This window comes from Nonomuraea sp. 10N515B (assembly GCF_052245915.1).
Lineage (GTDB): Bacteria > Actinomycetota > Actinomycetes > Streptosporangiales > Streptosporangiaceae > Nonomuraea.
Map to the genome: position 1 here is coordinate 470,171 of NZ_JBQQBQ010000001.1, position 17,891 is coordinate 488,061.

Annotated in this window: 12 protein-coding genes; 5 read left to right on the forward strand and 7 right to left on the reverse strand. The window is 68.7% G+C overall.

What is annotated here, in order from left to right; translation table 11 throughout:
* The first annotated feature begins 1 nt into the window (after nucleotide 1).
* The 3 genes from ACTWQA_RS02100 to ACTWQA_RS02110 all read left to right on the forward strand — a co-directional run bounded on the left by ACTWQA_RS02100 (nucleotide 2) and on the right by ACTWQA_RS02110 (nucleotide 4,992).
* Nucleotides 2–973, forward strand: coding sequence for a hypothetical protein (locus ACTWQA_RS02100; protein WP_443157584.1), 972 nt, complete (start codon nucleotides 2–4; stop codon nucleotides 971–973).
* On the forward strand, nucleotides 966–3,689 hold the full coding sequence (locus ACTWQA_RS02105) for a hypothetical protein (protein ID WP_443157585.1): 2,724 nt from the start codon (nucleotides 966–968) through the stop codon (nucleotides 3,687–3,689). Before ACTWQA_RS02100 ends, ACTWQA_RS02105 begins: the two co-directional genes overlap by 8 nt.
* Nucleotides 3,690–3,828: 139 nt before the next feature.
* Nucleotides 3,829–4,992 (forward strand): FxsB family cyclophane-forming radical SAM/SPASM peptide maturase, encoded by a 1,164-nt coding sequence (locus tag ACTWQA_RS02110; protein WP_443157586.1) that lies wholly within the window; start codon nucleotides 3,829–3,831, stop codon nucleotides 4,990–4,992.
* A 51-nt stretch (nucleotides 4,993–5,043) separates the two neighbouring features.
* Here the strand turns inward: ACTWQA_RS02110 and fxsT are convergent, their stop codons facing one another.
* On the reverse strand, nucleotides 5,044–7,557 hold the full coding sequence (gene fxsT, locus ACTWQA_RS02115; protein WP_443157587.1) for an FxSxx-COOH system tetratricopeptide repeat protein: 2,514 nt from the start codon (nucleotides 7,555–7,557) through the stop codon (nucleotides 5,044–5,046).
* Between the two features lie 165 nt (nucleotides 7,558–7,722).
* On the opposite strand from fxsT, the gene ACTWQA_RS02120 reads away from it, so the two are divergent.
* Both ACTWQA_RS02120 and ACTWQA_RS02125 read left to right on the forward strand, forming a co-directional pair.
* Nucleotides 7,723–7,881: a hypothetical protein gene (locus ACTWQA_RS02120; RefSeq protein WP_443157588.1), complete on the forward strand. Its 159-nt coding sequence runs from the start codon at nucleotides 7,723–7,725 to the stop codon at nucleotides 7,879–7,881.
* Nucleotides 7,882–8,036: 155 nt separating this feature from the next.
* Nucleotides 8,037–10,070 carry an nSTAND1 domain-containing NTPase gene (locus ACTWQA_RS02125; RefSeq protein ID WP_443157589.1) on the forward strand — a complete coding sequence of 678 codons (2,034 nt, stop codon included), beginning with the start codon at nucleotides 8,037–8,039 and terminating at the stop codon, nucleotides 10,068–10,070.
* Here the strand turns inward: ACTWQA_RS02125 and ACTWQA_RS02130 are convergent.
* The 6 genes from ACTWQA_RS02130 to rpsO form a co-directional block, all read right to left on the reverse strand.
* The gene (locus ACTWQA_RS02130; RefSeq protein ID WP_443157590.1) at nucleotides 10,050–11,441 is read right to left on the reverse strand and encodes an MFS transporter; all 1,392 of its coding nucleotides are present in this window, start codon (nucleotides 11,439–11,441) and stop codon (nucleotides 10,050–10,052) included. The genes ACTWQA_RS02125 and ACTWQA_RS02130 overlap by 21 nt on opposite strands.
* A gap of 294 nt (nucleotides 11,442–11,735) precedes the next feature.
* Nucleotides 11,736–12,221 carry a GNAT family N-acetyltransferase gene (locus ACTWQA_RS02135; protein ID WP_443157591.1) on the reverse strand — a complete coding sequence of 162 codons (486 nt, stop codon included), beginning with the start codon at nucleotides 12,219–12,221 and terminating at the stop codon, nucleotides 11,736–11,738.
* Between the two features lie 184 nt (nucleotides 12,222–12,405).
* Nucleotides 12,406–13,143, reverse strand: coding sequence for a 4-hydroxy-tetrahydrodipicolinate reductase (dapB, locus tag ACTWQA_RS02140; RefSeq protein WP_443157592.1), 738 nt, complete (start codon nucleotides 13,141–13,143; stop codon nucleotides 12,406–12,408).
* A gap of 483 nt (nucleotides 13,144–13,626) precedes the next feature.
* Nucleotides 13,627–14,937, reverse strand: a complete 1,311-nt coding sequence (locus ACTWQA_RS02145) for a M16 family metallopeptidase (protein WP_443157593.1) — start codon at nucleotides 14,935–14,937, stop codon at nucleotides 13,627–13,629.
* Nucleotides 14,934–17,273 (reverse strand): polyribonucleotide nucleotidyltransferase, encoded by a 2,340-nt coding sequence (locus tag ACTWQA_RS02150; RefSeq protein WP_443157594.1) that lies wholly within the window; start codon nucleotides 17,271–17,273, stop codon nucleotides 14,934–14,936. The genes ACTWQA_RS02145 and ACTWQA_RS02150 overlap by 4 nt, the downstream gene beginning before the upstream one ends.
* Before the next feature lie 318 nt (nucleotides 17,274–17,591).
* Nucleotides 17,592–17,861 carry a 30S ribosomal protein S15 gene (gene rpsO, locus ACTWQA_RS02155; RefSeq protein ID WP_127930725.1) on the reverse strand — a complete coding sequence of 90 codons (270 nt, stop codon included), beginning with the start codon at nucleotides 17,859–17,861 and terminating at the stop codon, nucleotides 17,592–17,594.
* Nucleotides 17,862–17,891 lie beyond the last annotated feature (30 nt).

The following is a 17,891-nucleotide window of genomic DNA, read 5'->3' on the forward strand; positions in this document are numbered from 1 at the left end:
GATGCACGTCACCGACGCCCGCTACGAGCTGTACGGGCTGCCGTCGGGCAACCCCTACGCCAGCCGCCCCCTGGACCCCCTCGGCTGCGAGGACGACCGCCACCGCCTGCTCGACCTCGAGGGCTTCGTCAGGCTCGCCGCCATCGATGCGACCGTGGAACGCGCCGCCGCCACGGACACACCGGCCTTCTTCCTCATCACCGGCATGGGCAACAGCGGCCGCACCTCCCTGGCGAACCACGTCATGTACCGCTACCAGAGCGCCAGAACCGCCCGTCTGCCCCTCTTCAGGCTCGTCAGGCATTACGCGGAGCGCGGCGAGATGACGCACGACGCCTACCGGACACTGCGCTCCACCCTGCTCTCCCTGCGGGCCAAGATGCGCGCCAACAAGATCGATGTCCCGCCGGCGCTGGCCGAGATGTTCGCGGACCTGAGCAAGCGGCCGCGTGCGCAGGCCATGGACGACTACGAGCTCCAGGAGATCGCCGACTACGCCGCCTCGGTCTTCGCCGCGCACGACATGGGCTTCGGCGTCCGCTACGAGGGCGTGGCGACCAAGGAGCTCATCACCCAGGCCACCAGGGTGTTCGAGAACGCGGGCACGGTCGTCGTGTTCACCGTCGACAACTACCGGCACGCGACCGCCGTACAGCTCACGAGGGCGGACCGGCAGGAGTTCGCCAGGCGCGGGCACATCACCGATCTGAGCCCGCTGTCCCCCGCCCAGATCGCGGCGCTCGCCCACCACCGGTGGACCGGTCACCCGCCCTGCCCCTTCGACTCCGATGGCGTGTGCGAAGCATTCCAGGAGCATTCCTGCACCATCGGCCAGGCCCTGCGCCACCTGCACAGACTGCTCGACACCCGGCTGCGCCAGTACGACGGCGACGTGCCGTGGCCGACCGACGGCCTGCGTATCCATGAGAGCTGGCTCCGGCTCAACCTGCGCAGAGGAGGCTTCCATGGCTGAACACCTCGCCCGCAATCCTTTCCCGGCCCGCGGCACGGTCAGCGCCGAGGAGACGGTCCTGCCGGACGTCCTGCGCGAGTGGGCGGATCGTACGCCGACCGCGCCGCTGCCCGGCGTACGCGAGGCCGAGCGCCTGGCCGAGGAGTACGTACAAGGCTTCCAGGACGAGGCCACCAGCCACGGCGGCCTCGGCTGCCTGTATGGCGCCCACGGCGCGGGCAAGACGCACGCGGCCCGCCGCATGATGGCCAGGATCGCCCTGCTGGAGCCGGAAACGGTCCAGCTGTACGTGCGCTTCCAGGACGACGATTTGGTCGCCGCCTACCGCCGTCTGGTGCCCCAGCTCTCCCAGGGCCTGCTCACGGACCTGGTCGTGCGCTACCTCGGCACGCTCGCCGGCGACCAGGCCGCCAACGCGGGCGTGCCGGCCGATCGGGGCAGGCTCATGTCCGCGCTCGACACCGAGCCGACAAGGGTGTTCGACCTGTTCGACGCCCACCTGATCGAGGCGGGCCGGGTGCTGGAGGCGCAGGCCAGGGAGATCGCCGCGGTGACCGGTGACGGGCGGCGATTCCAGCGGGCGCTGTCGTTCCTGATCCGCCCCGAGTTCTCCGACGCCGCCTACGACTGGTTGTGCGGCCGGTCGATCGACCTCGACGCCGCCAGGGCGCTGGGAGTCGGCGAGCAGATCGACGATCCCCAGACCTGCCGCTACGGCCTGCAACTGCTGGCCACGCTGGTGACCCGCGGCGGCCGGCCGTTCGTGCTGGTCTTCGACCAGTGCGAGAAGTTCCTGCTCGAGGACGGGGTCCCGGTGCCGGCGAACCTCGGGCTGCAGCAGAGCCTGGCCGAGGTGGTCCCACGGGCCGGCGGGCTGCTGCTCCTGGTGGCGAGCGAGGCCGGCTGGCAGGCCATGCCACAGGACCTGCACCAGCGCATCGGCCCCGGCGCCGTCCACATGACGCCGCTCGTGCCCGACGACGCCCGGCTCGTGCTGCGGGTCTACCTCGACGCCGTACGCCGGACACCCCGCGAGGACATCAGGCCGATCGCGGAAGCCGGACTGCGCGAGCTGCTGCGCCACAGCGGCGGTAATGTCCGGCTGCTGCTCCAGCTGGCCTGGGCGAGCTTCGAGGCGGCGACCGCGGGGGCGGAGATCAACGCGGACGTGGTCGGGACCGCCGCGCTCCGCTACCGGCGCGCCCCCGGACTGCCGGAGCTGGCCATGCTCGTGGAGTCGAAGCTGCTGGCGGCCGGGCTCGACGCCGAGCGCGTCCCCGGCAAGGACGCCTCGACGACGTTCCGGCTGCCCGGGCCGCCCAAGCCGCAGGTCGTGATCAAGCTGAGCGAGGCGGTCTTCTTCGACGACGAGGTGTCCAACGCGGCCGACATGGTGGCGCCGGGCGGGGACATCACGTCCGCCTACACGGCCCTCCTGGTCACCGGGTACGTCAGCCCCCCGGTCCTGACCGCCCTGCGCCGCGTGGTGCACACGGTGCTGGTCGCCGACGGCTCCCCGGCGTTCTCCCGCGAGCTGGACGAGCTCGTGGCCCGGGCCGCGTCCGTGCTGGCGGCCAAGGACCGGCCCGCGTCGGATCCGGCGCTGCTGAGCGAGACGTTGCGGGAGCTCAGGGCGTATCTGGAAGAGCTGGGGTCGCAGCGGCGCGGCGAGTCCGCGGCGCTCGGCCGCAACCTCGGCGACGTGGGCCGGCCGCCCGAGCCCAGGGCGGCGTCGGGGTGGCCGGCCAGGCGCGCGGAGCTGATCCACCGTATCGCCGAGGTCAGGACAGCGCGGGCCGCGACGGACTGGGACGACTTCCGCAAGGCCCGTGCGCGCGTGGTACGGGAGTGGAAGACGCGGGTCGTGCTGGTGATCTGCGCCGCCGTCGCAGCCGTGCTGCTGCTCATGCTGAGTGCTTCACTCGACGCAACATCCCTATCCGCCCAGCTGGTCGCCGGCGCCGTTCTCGTGGTGCTGGCCGGCGGCGTCCCCGCGACACTGCTGGCCAGGTCGTGGGTGTTCCGGCCAGGCGTGTCGCTCGACGCCCGTGCCGACCTCGACCAGCTCGGCCGCGACCTGCGCCCGTACGCCCGATCCCGCGCCGCCGACCCCGCGATCCGGTACGCCCACGCCTGCCAGGAGGACCCGGACGCCGGATACCGCGCGCTGGCGAACGCCATCCTGGTGGAGCCGCTGGCGCTCGTGCGGCAGGCCATCGGCCGCCGCCTGGCGATGACCGAGCGCTCCCCCTCCGAGTGCGTGGAGGAGGTGCTGCGTGGCCTTCGTGAGCGGATTCCCGAGGTGCAGTTGCTCCTCGCGCGCAGGCAGCAGCACACGGATCCGGAGAGACCGCCGCGCACGCTCCGGGACCTGCGGCCGGAGCTGCGCGTTCTCGTGGCGCTGGCCAACCCGGACCGGCTGGAGCTGGCCGCGGGCGCGCCGTCCAAGCAGCCCGCCGAGCTGGTGCTGGCCGCGCTCGGCGTGCGGGGGCCGAATCATCCGCTGGCGCGGGCGTACCGGGGCGGGGTGGCGCAGCTCGCTCCGGGCGAGATCCCGCCGAACGAGCTCAGAGCGGCCGCCCGCCTGCTGTCCCCGCTCGAACCGGACGGGCTGGGCGCCTACGACTGGCTCCCCGTTGTTCCCGAAATCGACGAACTTTACCTACATTTCGAGGAGTTGCTGTATTACCAAGAGGAAATTCGCTCTTATCGATAGAAATCTTGACTCGCCAGCGAAATCGTGAGAAATAAAGACCGGGGGGTATCACGACGCTAAGAGGTAGCCGTTGTTACCAAGCTCTGAACCGAAGCCCCTGCGCACCGGGGGGTTCCCTGACTTTATCGACGTCGACGCGTTGCTGGCGGGGGGCTGGAGGCCGTTCGCCTTCCAGCAGTTCATCCTGAAGGTCCACAGCCGCTGCGACCTCGCCTGCCGCCATTGCTACGTCTACGAGATGGCGGACCAGAGCTGGCGCGAGCAGCCGCGCAGGATGTCCGACGCCATCGCCGACCGCGCGGTCGAGCGCATCGCCGAGCACGCCTCCAGCCACGACCTGGCCGAGATCGACGTCATCCTGCACGGTGGCGAGCCGCTGCTGGCGGGCCCCGAGCTCATCTCCCGCGTGGTCTGCGGTGTGCGCGGCGCGGTGGGTACGGGCACGAAGGTCAACGTCCACATCCAGACGAACGGCGTCCGGCTCGACGAGGCGTACCTGCAGTTGTTCGAATCCTTGGAGATCCGCGTCGGCGTGAGCCTGGACGGGTACGCCGAGGCCCAGGACAGGCACCGTCTCTTCGCCGACGGACGCGGCAGCCACGCCCTGGTCAGCGAGTCCCTCCGGCGGTTGACCGCGGGGACGTACCATCACCTGTTCAGCGGCATCCTGTGCACGATCGACGTGCGCAACGACCCCGTGCGCACGTACCAGGCGCTGCTGGACTACGACCCACCGGCGATCGACTTCCTGCTGCCGCACGGCAATTGGGCCGCGCCGCCCCCGTTCCGAGAGCCGGACTCCCTCGCGACGCCGTACGCCGACTGGCTGATCCAGATCTTCGACATCTGGTACGACAGCCCGGTCCTGCAGACCGAGATCCGTCTGTTCAGGGAGATCATGCGGCTGCTGATGGGCAGTCACTCGCGCGCGGAAGCCGTGGGGCTGTCCCCGGTGCGGATGGTCGTGATCGAAACCGATGGCAGCATCGAGCAGTCCGACATCCTCAAGAGCACCTATCACGGCGCTCCCGAGACCCGGCTGCACGTGCTGCGCGACTCCCTGGACAGCGCGCTGCTGCATCCGGCGATCGTCGCCCGGCAGATAGGTGAGCTGGCTCTCTCCCCCACCTGCCGCCGCTGCGACCTCGTCTCCACCTGCGGCGGCGGCCAGTACGCCCACCGCTACAGCCCGGCTGCCGGCTTCGCCGAGCCGTCGATCTACTGTGCCGACCTGTACCGGCTGATCAGCTACATCAGCGCACGATGCGCGCGAGATGTGGCGCGGCTGCGAGGAGCGCGCTAAGGGATCCGCGCCACACACGATCGCCGCAGCGTGTCGATCAGCGGCGGCACCTTAAATGGGTGGCGGGTCGAAGTCGCAGTTGAGCCGCTCGCCGGCGAGCAGTGCGAGGGCCTCGGGATGCTCGCGCCCCATGACCGCCTCGAAGCGCTGAGTCGTCTCCCCGAACAGACGCTTGGCCTCCTCCTCCGCCCCCGTCGCCTGCAGGTCCAGGCACAGGTTGGCGGCGCACACGAGGCCGAGGTAGTGGTCGGGGGTGAAGGACGTCCGGATCCGCCGGAGGGTCTCCTCGCCCAGGGCGCGGGCCTCAGCGTGCCTGCCCAGCGCGGCCAGGTCGTTCTGCAGATTGATGGCGCAGCTCAGGACATAGTCGTGGTCGGGGCCGACCCGGTCGCTGAGACGGGTCAGAATGCTCGCGTCCATGTCCTGTGCGAGCGCCGGGTCTCCGCTCAGCCGCAGGAGCAATGCCAGGTCGATTCTGGCCGCGTGGGTGAACGGATGCTCGTCGCCGAACACATCGGGGTAGTGCTCGACCGCCGGCTTGGCCATGTCCAGCGCCTCTTCGAGATCGCCGTTCGCGCGCAGCGCATTGGCCATGCCCAGTGCGGCCGCCATCGTGCTGGCGTGCCCGTCTCCGTAGAGCCGCTGCAGCCGGGTGTGGGTGTCTCTCATGAGCTGGAGAGCATCCGCGAGCCGGCCGCTGCGGCGCAGGGAGATCGCGAAGTCCTTGGCGGCCAGGAGAGTGTTGGGGTGGTCGTCTCCCAGTTGCGCAACGCCGTAGGTGTAGGCCTCTTCGGCCATGTCGGTCGCCACCTGGAACTGGCCGCTCAGGCGCACGGCTCGGCTCATGTTGATCCACGTCAGCAGCAAGGCGCGTCTGCCGATGCCCTCCACGCTGCTCTGGTGCAGGAAGATGTCCCGGAGGATCTCGCGAGCCTGGTCGTATTTGCTCGTCACGGTGTAGTCGAGCGCCAGGTTGTAGCGGGCTCGCTGGGTCAGCTGGTGCGTGTCGCCGTGCAGGCGCTTGTAGATCTCCGCGGCTTCGGCGTCGAGTTGCCGCGCCGCGGAGAAGTCGCCCCGGGCGCGCAGTGCCGCGGCGTAGCCGGTCTGGGCCCACAACGTTTCCGAGTGCTCGGGACCGAGAGAGTCCCGCATCTGCTCGAAGGTCTCCGCGAAGAGTCGCTCGGCGTCGGCGTACGTGGCCAGCTCCAGGTAGGTGTTGCTCAGGTGGACCTGGGCGGCCAGCACGTCCTTGTGCTGGGCGCCGCTTGCCTGCGACCACCTGTCGATGTACTCGTTGAGCAGCGTCTGCGCCTGCCGGTAGCTGCCGCGCACGTACATGTAGCGCACGAGGTCGAGGGCGAAACTGCGCACCTCCGACACCTTGCAGTCGACCAGGCCCGACGGCTCCAGGTGGGCGGCGAGTTCCTCGAAACGCGCCCAGTTGGTCGTGTCGTCCGGGTCAGCCGGCGCGGTGCCCGACATCAGCAGGTGGACCTCGTGACGGAGCTCGGCGCGGTCCTTCTCCGGGGTCTCGTCGCGAAGCAGCGCCTGGTTGAGCCGGTGGACCTGGAGGGTGCGGGTGGTCGGCTCGACCTTGACCAGGGCCAGGCGTTCCAGGTGGCTGAGCGCGTTGGTGAGCTCGATCGGGTCGGACAGGATGGGCGCGAGCCGCGGGCCGACGACTCGGTTGCCGCGGCGGAAGACGTCACGCGGGATGGGCTCGGGGCCGAAGAAGGCGCAGCAGCGCAGCACCTCCACGGCCGCGGGGACGCGGTCCTGGAGCTGGGAGACCGACAGCTGCCATGCCGCGGTCATGGATTGGGGGTAGGTCGGGGCCTTCTCCAGGCTGAGCAACTTGCTCGTCTGCTCATCGAGCAATGAGAGGTATTCCTCCACCGACATCAGCGTCCTGGCCAGCAGAGCGGCGGCCTGCTCCAGCGCGAGCGGCAGGTCACCGAGCTTGTCGGCCAGCTGGTCGGCCTCCTCCGAGCTGATCGCGTCGCCCAGGCGCTTGCGGAGGAACGCCACGCTCTCCTCTCTCCTGAAGACGTCCACCTGGATCGTCGGCTCGTGGTCGCTCCAGCGCGAGTTACGCGAGGTGATGAGGACGTGACCGGGGCCTCTCGGAATGAAGTCCTTGATGTACTCGGGATCCTCGGCGTTGTCGAAGATCACCAGCCAGCTCCGGTGGGGCGATCCGCTCTCGAGCGCACGCAGGACCGCCTGGGTGGCTTGCTCCACGCCGGTGCTGGTCGCGGGCGGCAGGCCCAGGATCGGCGCCATCCCCGCCAGCACCGACGGGACGAGCAGCGGCTGGTCCGCGGAGACCCACCAGACCAGGTCGTAGTGGGCGCGGTATTGCCAGGCGTACTCGATCGCCAGCTGAGTCTTGCCGACGCCACCCAGACCTTGCAGCGCCTGGGGCTGCGCCACGACGGCGGTCACGGTGTTGATGCTCTTCCTGAGCGCCGTGAGAAGATCCTTGCGGCCGGTGAAGTTGGGATTGCGCTTGGGGACGCGTTCCCAGATCTTCGGCCCCTGCGATGGCACGGTATTTTCAGCCACGTCGGTCCTCCGCTGCACGCCCGAAGAGGTAAGGCACCCGTAGGACCCCCATCCTAGAGGTTGATTAGTCGCCCTGTTTATCACAGAATGCTAAATAGAAACGTGTTCGAAAAAGCGCCTGCTTGTCGTCCGATATTCGGGTGACCGGAAATGGATGGAGTGCACATGCGTGACGGGCACCACGGGTCGAGCCCGCTGATCGACATCAGCGGTGTTCCCTTGCACGAGATGCGTACGATGGAGAGCGCCGCACTTCGAGCGGTGCTGGCTTCGTGCCTGGCCGACGACCACGAGCGGGTCGGAGGCTTCAGCAACTCCATCTGAGGGAGGCTTGTCACATACGCCGGCGAGCGGTGAGCTGACGGCATGTCTCAAAAGCACCTTTTCTCCCCGGGTAGGTGTGCTGATCGCAGCGTGCATGGGAAAATGTCGCCCGGAGAATTGCGACTGCGGGTGGGATCAGCATGGCGACTTCCGGCATGAACGCACACCAAGCTTCCCAGGGGCCGTATCAATGCTTACGCCCCTTTCACCGGGAGGACCGCCACCGATTCTTCGGACGTGACGAGGAGTCCCGGGAATTACGCGACCTGTGGCAGTCGCAGCGGCTGACCGTGCTTTACGGCTCCTCCGGGGTCGGCAAGACCTCGCTGCTCCAGGCGGGCGTCATACCGATGCTCGGCTCGCACACGGCCGATGTGCTGCCCCTTGGCCGGGTCTCCTATGGCTCGGCCTTTCCCCGGGCCGCGCTCCCGCCACACAATCCATACGTTCTCGCCCTGCTGATGTCGTGGTCTCCGCAGACGCCGCCCAATCGGCTGGCGGGCATGAGCATCCCCGCCTACCTCCGCGCCCGGCCGGCCAAACGCGACGCCTTCGGCGACCGTGTTCCCCGGCTGGTGGCCATCGACCAGGCCGAGGAGCTTTTCACCGGCGACCGGCAGCACCGGCTCTACCGGGACTGGTTCTTCGGCCAGCTCGCCGAGGCGTTACGCGCGGACGACGACCTGCGGCTGCTGCTGTCCATCCGCGTCGATCGGCTCATGGACCTCCTCCCGTACGAATGGGAGCTCGCCGCAGCCGACCGGAGGAGCGCCTCGGACGAACGGGACGACGAGGACATCGATGCGGAACGCTTCCCCCTGGAGGCGTTGAGCTTCGACGGCGCCCTGGAGGCCGTGCAGAAGCCGCTCCAGGGCACCGGCCGGGTGTTCGCCGCGGACACGGCCGAGCAGGTCGTGCGCGATCTCATCAAGGTCAGGGCACGCACGAGCAGCCGGAAGCAGGCCCAGGAAGTGGAGCCGGTCCAGCTGCAAGTGGTCTGCGAGGCCCTGTGGAGATCCCTGCCGCCGGAAACCACCGAGATCACCAAGGCCCATGTGCACGATCACGTCGACACGGCGCTGTCCGAGCACTACGACAAGGAGATCAGGGAGATCGCCTCCGAGCGGTTCGACGGCGACGAGCGCAGGCTGCGGACGTGGCTGCGGCTGACGTTCGCCGACCGGCAGCCCGTGCGCCGGAGCGCGATCAGGACCAAGGGCATCGGCAATACCCTGGTCGCCCTGCTGGTGAAGCGGCATCTCCTCAGGGCCGACCAGCGCATGGGCGAGGGGTCGTACGAGCTGGCCTACGACCGGCTGCTCCAGCCCGCCCCACTGGCCGACCGGCCGACCGGCCACTCTTCGGCCCGCCGGACGCCAGAGGACTTCCTCCATGAGGCCGAGAACGCTCTGCGCGAAGGTGACCTCCTCCTGGCGGCCACGCTCGGCGAGAAGGCACTGGGCCGGTCGCAGGAGCGTGATCTGTCGCTACGCGCGCGGATCGAATCATTGCTCGGCAACGTGGCGCACGAGGGCGGCGATCTCGACAGAGCCATCGAGCACTACAGCTCGGCCGCCAAAGGTTTCGAGACGGCGGGCGCGGCCGCCGCCGTCGGCCCTCTGCTGACCGCCATCGGAAGGTTGCGGCTGGCCCAGGGCTCTCCCGCCACGGCGGTGCGCGAGCTGTACGCCGCGATGGTACGCGTTCCCGCGGACCTCACGATCCAGACGGAACTGGCCTTGGCGCTCTGGCACGGTGGTCATCCTGACGCGGCGATAGGCGTGCTCAACGGCGTGCTGGACAGGGAAGGCGACAACACCGACGCCCTGCTCATCCGCGGCCAGATCCTGGCCGGCATGGGCAAGGCCGAAGCCGCACTGCGCGATCTCGATCGCGCCAAACCGTTGCGGTGGCCGTTCGCCAAGGTCGCACACGCACTCGCGCTCGCTCAAAGCGACAGCGTGATGCAGGCGCAGCAGGAAATGGTCGAGGCGCTGGCGGAGACGGCCGACAACGACCCAGCCGTGGCGCATGGCCCACTGTTGCTGTACGCGGCGCGGGTGGAGAAGCTCGCGGGCAAGACCACGTCGGCGGCGGATCTGGCCAGGCGGGCGATCTCAGCGAAGGCGCCCGCGTTGCCCGGCCACTTGGTCAACCACGCAAGGGAGCTAGCCGTCAGCGCCGGGTGACGTCGCCAGGTCCTGGAAGAAGCACAAGCCGCCGCTCAAGCCGCTCAGGCCGCTCAGCTTCTTCGGCAGATCGGGACTCGGCAGGCCGGGCGGCAGGAGCGGGGTCAGTTTCGCACGTGCCGGCTTCCAACTGGTCAACGCCGCCGCGAGCAGCATGAGCAGCCACAGGGCCCAGGAGCCGCCCGTAACTCCGCCCCAGGTCACCATGAGGCCGCCCAAAGGCGCGGCCAGGCAGAGCGCACCGTAGGAGGACAGCCTCGAGACGCCGATGACACGGGCCAGCGTCCCCGGATCGATCGTGTGAATCTCCACGGACCTGATCGCCACATTGCTCAACGCCCCGCCGATCCCCGTGCAGAGAAGGGCGGCGGCGAAGAAGTATGACGGCAGCCCGAGCTCCGCGCCCACCGCCGCCAGGGTCAGCCCCACGACCCAGATCCACATGTGCAGCCGCAGCACCCGACGTACGGGGGGCAGGAGGAGGGCTAGAACCGAACCCACCACGCCACCGACGCCGCCGGCCGCGAGCACGATCCCGATCTTGAGCGAGGACATGCCCTCCGATCCGGCGACGAAGATCATGATCAGCGTGTTCACGATCAGGTTGGTGAAGGTGATCACCATGATGGAACTTCCGAGGAAGGGCTGCCGGGTGAGCTCGTGAAATCCCTTGGACAGATCCCGCAACCGCGAAGGCCGGGCCGAACGTTCCACGGTGTCGCGCCCCCACCCGAAGAACAGACCGCAGGAGAGGGCGAAGAGCACAGCATTGACGATGAAAGGGACGTAGCGCCCGACCCCGAAGAGGTAGCCGCCCAGCGGCCTGCCGGCGATGGAGGCGAGATGGCTCGCGCCTTCGCTCTTCGCCAGCGCCTGGTGCATCATGACGGGCTGCACGATGGACGGCAGCAGAGCCGCTTCCGCCAGGGTGTAGAGCACCCACAACGTCCCCTCCGCCGCCGCCGCCAAGAGAAGATGCATGAGGGACGGGCCTCCGGACGGCATGACCGCGAGCACGGAGACCACGCTCACCATGCGCCCGAACTCCGCGCAGAGAATGACGCGGCGGGGGGAGATCACGTCGACGAGAAGCCCACCCGGAATGTAGAAGAGGAGAATGGGAATCGTCAGAGCGAACCCGGCCCAGCCCGCGGCTGTGGGCGAACCAGTCTGCACCAAGGCAAGGAGGGGATAGGCGACACCCAGTGTCCGTGTGCCGACCGTGGAAATAGCCGAACCCGCCCACACAAGGGCAAATCTGGCCCTTTTCGGCACGGACGGCGTCGAACCGCCGTGCACCCGATCAACCGGTTTGTCCACGCCCCCTACCTTTTCGGGCCCGACCTTTCGGTCAAGAGCGAGGTCGAGCATGACACAACCCGCCTCTTTGCTTGGGGGGATAGGACTGCTTACCAGATCTTTCCGGTCGCGACCCGTCGAAGTATAGGGGACCAGACCTGAGACTACCCACCTGGCGCCCGTTTAGGACCGCCGCTATCTGATGCGTAGGTGAAACTTAATACGCCGCATGATCAGCCGAATGAATAAAAACCGTAATCAGACAAAACAGACCTAGCAGATCACCACTGGCCATGGTCTGATCTCAATGCGACATCGCGCGGCGATCGACCCCTAATGTCAGGCTTTGCCCTACTAAGTCGTGATTTAGCGGTGCATGGCGCGGCTCATCACCACGCGTGGGGCGACCTCGATGCCCAGCTCCCGCTCGTGCTCCACCAGCGCCCGCAGCTCCGGCCCCCACTCCTCCTCGGGGAGCACGGTGAAGCCGTGGCGCGCATACCAGGGCGCGTTCCACGGCACGTCCCGATACGTCGTCAGCGTCACGTGCGGCGCGCCGACCGCCTCCGCATGGTCGATCACCGCGGCCACCAGCCGCCCGCCGATGCCCTGGCGCATGTAGTCAGGATGGACCGCCAACTGATCGAGATGCAGGTTGCCGTCCACCCATCCGACCAGCGCGAACCCGGCCGGCGGCGCCCCCTCGACCAGGACGGACCCGGGGTCGTCCACTTCCTCGATCATGGTGGTCCCGGGCGGAAACGTGATGCCCACCTGCTCGAACAGCCGATCCGCGGCCAGCTCGATCGCCACCAGCCCGGCCAGCTCGCCGGCCACCGCCCATCGCACCATGCCGACACGATCTCATGTTTCGGGCGGATCTCGCCGCTCGTATTAGTGTTGATGATCGTAGGCCCGGCTGTGCGGAGCCGGGGCCCTCTCCTCACGACGTGCCCACGACCCGCCAGGTGGTGGGCACGCCGTGCAGCCAGGTCAGAGCCGCCACAGAGCCACCTCAGCGCAGCGCGGCGCCTCGTCAGAGGTCGAGCAGTGGCTCCAGGCCCACGGTGAGGCCGGGCAGCTCGCGCACCCTGCGCACGCCCAGCAGCACGCCGGGCGTGAACGCCGACCTGCTCATCGTGTCGTGCCTGATCGTGAGGATCTCGCCGTCGCCGCCCAGCAGCACCTCCTGGTGGGCGATGAGCCCGGACAGGCGTACCGAGTGCACATGCACCCCACCCACGTCGGCGCCGCGGGCGCCGTCCAGCGCGGTGCTGGTCGCGTCGGGCATCGGGGCGGAGCCGGCCTTAGCCCGCGCCTCGGCCACCAACTGCGCGGTACGGGTGGCGGTGCCGGAGGGGGCGTCGGCCTTGTTGGGGTGGTGCAGCTCGATGATCTCGACGGATTCGAAGTGACGCGCCGCCTGCTGCGCGAAGTGCATCATGAGCACGGCAGCGATGCCGAAGTTGGGGGCGATCAGGCAGTTGGTGCCCGGGGAGTCCGCCAGCCACCCGCGTATGGTCGCCAGCCGGCCCTCGTCGAAACCGGTCGTGCCCACCACCGGATGCACGCCGTGCGCGATGGCCCATTCGAGGTTGCGCATGACCACGTCGGGGTGGGTGAAGTCGACCACCACCTCCGCGCCCTCCAGGCCCTCGATGGAGTCGTCCTTGTCGAGCGCGGCCACCAGCTCCATGTCGGGTGCCGCCTCGACTGCCTTGCACACCTCGGATCCCACGCGGCCGCGGGCGCCGAGCACACCTACCTTGATCACACGCCCAACCCTATCCCAACCAGAAACGCGACCATCAGACCACCGCCCTCGCGCGTGCTTCCCACCCGGGCCCGCCACCGCCTTACGCACTACGTCGCGTCATGTCGCATCACGCCACGCCACGCCACGCCGCGTCGCTCAGGTCGCGTCGCTCAGGTCGCGTCGCTCAGGTCGCGTCGCTCAGGTCGCGTCGCGTCGCTCAGGTCGCGTCGCGTCGCTCAGGCCAGGTCGCGTCGCATCGCGTCGCTCAGTCGCGTCGCTCAGACCGCGTCGCTCAGACCGCGTCGCTCAGACCGCGTCGCTCAGACCGCGTCACGTCAGGCGCACATGTTCACCTTAGGGCACACCCGTCAGGGAGACCGCTGGTAAGGGCTGGACGCGCGCACCTGCTCATGGACGGAAGGCGGACCGCAGCACGCGGCCCGCCCGAGGTGGAGTGTGGCGGCAGGCCGCTGCCTGCGGCCCGCCGCGATGACGGCCGGGTCAGCGGACGGCGTCGGTGAAGTCCTTGTCGCCGTACGGGCCGATCACGGCGAGCGTGAGCGGCCGATTGAGCACGTCCCTGGCGATCTCGGAGATCTCGTCAGGAGTGACGGCCTCGATGCGGGACAGCACCTCGTCCACCGACATGAGCTCCTCGTAGACCAGCTCGTTCTTGCCGATGCGCGACATGCGCGAGCCCGTGTCCTCCAGGCCGAGCACGAGCCCGCCGCGCATCTGCCCCTTGCCACGCATGATCTCGTCTGCGCTCAGCCCTTGGTCCACCACCCTGATCAGCTCGTCCCGGCAGATCTTCAGCACGTCGTCGATCTTCGACGGCAGGCATCCGACGTAGATGCCGAACTGACCGGTGTCGGCGTACGCCGAGGTGTAGCTGTAGGCGGAGTAGGCCAGGCCGCGCTTCTCCCTGATCTCCTGGAAGAGCCTGGACGACATGCCGCCGCCCAGCGCCGCGTTCAGCACGCCCAGCGCGAACCTGCGATCGTCGGTACGGGACAGCCCGGTCGTGCCGAGCACGAGGTTGGCCTGCTCGGTGGGCCGGTCGAGCACCCTGACGCCGGAGCGCGAGCCGGCGCCCGGGCCGCTGGTGCGCGGCGCGGCGAACTCGGCGGGGCCGCTCAGCGCGCCCGCCCGCTCGTACGCCCTGGTGACGAGCTCGACGACCTCCTCGTGCCGTATGTTGCCCGCCACCGACACCACCGTACGGCGGGGCCGGTAGTAGCGCTGGTAGTACTCGGCGATCCGGTCGCGCCCGAGCGCGTTGATCGACTCGACCGTGCCCAGGATGGGCCGGCCGATCGGCGAGTCACCGTAGAGCTCGGCGGCGAACTGCTCGTGCACCACGTCCGAGGGGTCGTCGTCGTGCATGGCGATCTCCTCGAGGATCACGCCACGCTCGGACTCGACGTCCTCGTCGGTCACCAGCGAGCTGGTCACCACGTCGGCGAGCACGTCGACCGCGATCGGCAGGTCCTCGTCGAGCACGCGGGCGTAGTAGCAGGTGTATTCCTTGGCGGTGAAGGCGTTGATCTCACCGCCGATGCCCTCGATGGAGGCGGAGATCTCCATGGCGTCGCGGGTCGGAGTGCCCTTGAACAGCAGGTGTTCGAGGAAGTGGGTGGCCCCCATGTGCTCGGGGGCCTCGTCACGCGAGCCGATGCCGACCCACATGCCGACCGCGACGCTGCGCACGGTCGGCATGGTCTCGGTCACCACGCGCAGCCCACCCGGAAGGACGGTGCGCCTTACCACCCCGGCTCCGTCCTTGCCGGGGTGCAGCGTGGTAGTACTCACGTGTTGCGGTCGTCCCCCTCGCCGCCGCCGTTGCTACTGCGGGTGCGGACGCGCGTGCGGGTGCGGCGGGGCCGCTCGGACTTGTCCTCGGCCGGCGCGGCGGCCTCCTCGGGCTCGGTGGTCTCGCCATCGCCCGCGGGGGCCTTCGCCTCCTTCTCGGCGGCCTCCTTCTCGATGACCTCGACCGGCACCAGCGAGAGCTTGCCGCGGCCGTCGATCTCGGCGATCTCGACCTGGATCTTCTCGCCGACGCTCATCACGTCCTCGACGTTCTCGATGCGCTTGCCGCCGTGCAGCTTGCGGATCTGCGAGACGTGCAGCAGGCCGTCCTTGCCCGGCATGAGCGAGATGAACGCGCCGAAGGCGGCGATCTTGACGACCGTGCCCAGGTAGCGCTCGCCGACCTCCGGCATGTGCGGGTTGGCGATGGCGTTGATCGCCGACCGCGCGGCCTCGGCGGACGGGCCGTCGGTGGCGCCGATGTAGATCGTGCCGTCGTCCTCGATGGTGATCTCGGCGCCCGTGTCGTCCTGGATCTGGTTGATCATCTTGCCCTTCGGGCCGATGACCTCGCCGATCTTGTCGACCGGGACCTTGATGGTGATGATGCGCGGCGCGGTCGGGTTCATCTCCGCCGGGGAAGCGATCGCCTCCTGCATCACGTCGAGGATCGCCAGACGGGCGCCCTTGGCCTGCTTGAGCGCGGCGGCCAGCACGGAGGCCGGGATGCCGTCGAGCTTGGTGTCGAGCTGCAGGGCGGTGATGACGTCCTTGGTGCCGGCGACCTTGAAGTCCATGTCGCCCATGGCGTCCTCGGCGCCGAGGATGTCGGTCAGCGTGACGTAGGTGTCGCCCTCGCCGATCAGGCCCATCGCGATGCCCGCGACCATCTCCTTGAGCGGCACACCGGCGTCGAGCAGCGCCATCGTGGACGCGCACACCGAGCCCATCGAGGTGGAGCCGTTGGAGCCGAGCGCCTCGGAGACCTGGCGGATGGCGTACGGGAACTCCTCGCGCGTGGGCAGCACCGGGATCAGCGCCCGCTCGGCCAGCGCGCCGTGGCCGATCTCGCGCCGCTTGGGCGAGCCCACCCGGCCGGTCTCGCCGGTGGAGTAGGGCGGGAAGTTGTAGTTGTGCATGTAACGCTTGGTCCGCTCAGGGTTGAGCGTGTCGATGTTCTGCTCCATGCGCAGCATGTTGAGCGTCGTGATGCCCATGATCTGGGTCTCGCCACGCTCGAACAACGCCGAGCCGTGCACCCGCGGCACCACGTGGACCTCGGCCGACAGCGCGCGGATGTCCTTGGTGCCGCGGCCGTCGATGCGCACGCCCTCCTTGACGACCCGCTCACGCATGAGCTTCTTCATCACGGAGCGGAACGCGGCGCTGATCTCCTTCTCGCGTCCCTCGAAGTCGGGCAGGAGCTTCTCGGCGACCAGCGCCTTGACCTTCTCCACCTCGTTCTCGCGCTCTTGCTTGCCGGCGATGGTCAGCGCGGCGGCCAGCTCGTTCTTCACCGCGTACTCGACCGCGGCGAAGGCGTCCTCCTGGTATTCCAGGAAGACCGGGTATTCGGCCGTCTCCTTCGCGGCGACCTGCGCGATGCGCGACTGCGCCTCGCAGAGCACCTTGATGAAGGGCTTGGAGGCCTCCAGACCCTGCGCGACGGTCTCCTCGGTGGGCGCGACGGCGCCCTCGGCGACCAGCTTGAGCGTGTCCCTGGTGGACTCGGCCTCGACCATCATGATCGCGACATCGCCGTCGTCGAGCACCCGGCCCGCCACGACCATGTCGAACGTGGCCGACTCCAGCTCGTGGTGCGTCGGGAACGCCACCCACTGGCCCTCGATCAGCGCCACCCGCACGCCGCCGATCGGGCCGGAGAACGGCAGGCCCGCCAGCTGCGTCGACAGGGACGCGGCATTGATGGCGACCACGTCGTAGAGGTGGTCGGGGTTGAGCGCCATGATGGTGGCCACAACCTGGATCTCGTTGCGCAGGCCCTTGACGAACGACGGGCGCAGCGGCCGGTCGATCAGGCGACAGGTGAGGATGGCGTCCTCGGAGGGACGACCCTCGCGGCGGAAGAACGAGCCGGGGATGCGCCCGGCGGCGTACATTCGCTCCTCGACGTCCACCGTCAGCGGGAAGAAGTCGAACTGGTCCTTCGGAGTCTTCGACGCGGTGGTCGCCGAGAGCACCATCGTGTCGTTGTCGAGGTAGGCGACGGCGGAACCGGCCGCCTGGCGCGCGAGCCGTCCGGTCTCGAACCGGATCGTGCGCGTGCCGAATGAGCCGTTGTCTATGACGGCTTCAGCAGTGTGGACACCCTCCACGGGGGACCTCCTTGTGGTCGGTCTCCCGCGCCCTTTTCTCACCGGCACCCTCGTTAGGTGCAGCGCCGGTCTTCGATCGAAGCGCCCGGTTGAATGTCACAGTCAGACATGCTGTCACTGCTACCGGAAGCCACTACCGAGGACCGGCCCGCAGGCGTCGCGGGTCGCATGGTGCTGAGCGGACGCGGGGGCTGTGTGTCTCGGAATCTTCAGTTGTACGTCAGGCGGTGGGACCATTTCACGTCGCCACGCGCCCGAGCTCATATGAGCCTCTACCCATATGGAGAAGGGAGCGGCGCGGTGCCGCTCCCTTCCATGTTATCGGCGCAGGCCGAGCCGCTCGATGAGCGAACGGTAGCGCTGGATGTCGACCTTCTGCAGGTACTTCAGCAGGCGGCGCCGGCGACCGACGAGCAGAAGCAGGCCACGACGGCTGTGGTGGTCGTGCTTGTGCGTCTTCAGGTGCTCAGTGAGCTCGCTGATGCGCTTGCTCAGCAGTGCGATCTGCACCTCGGGCGATCCGGTGTCACCCTCGGTCGTGGCGTATTCGCCGATGATGGACTTCTTGGCAGCGGTGTCGAGGGACACGGCTCTCCTTCTATCTACAGGCACGCGCTA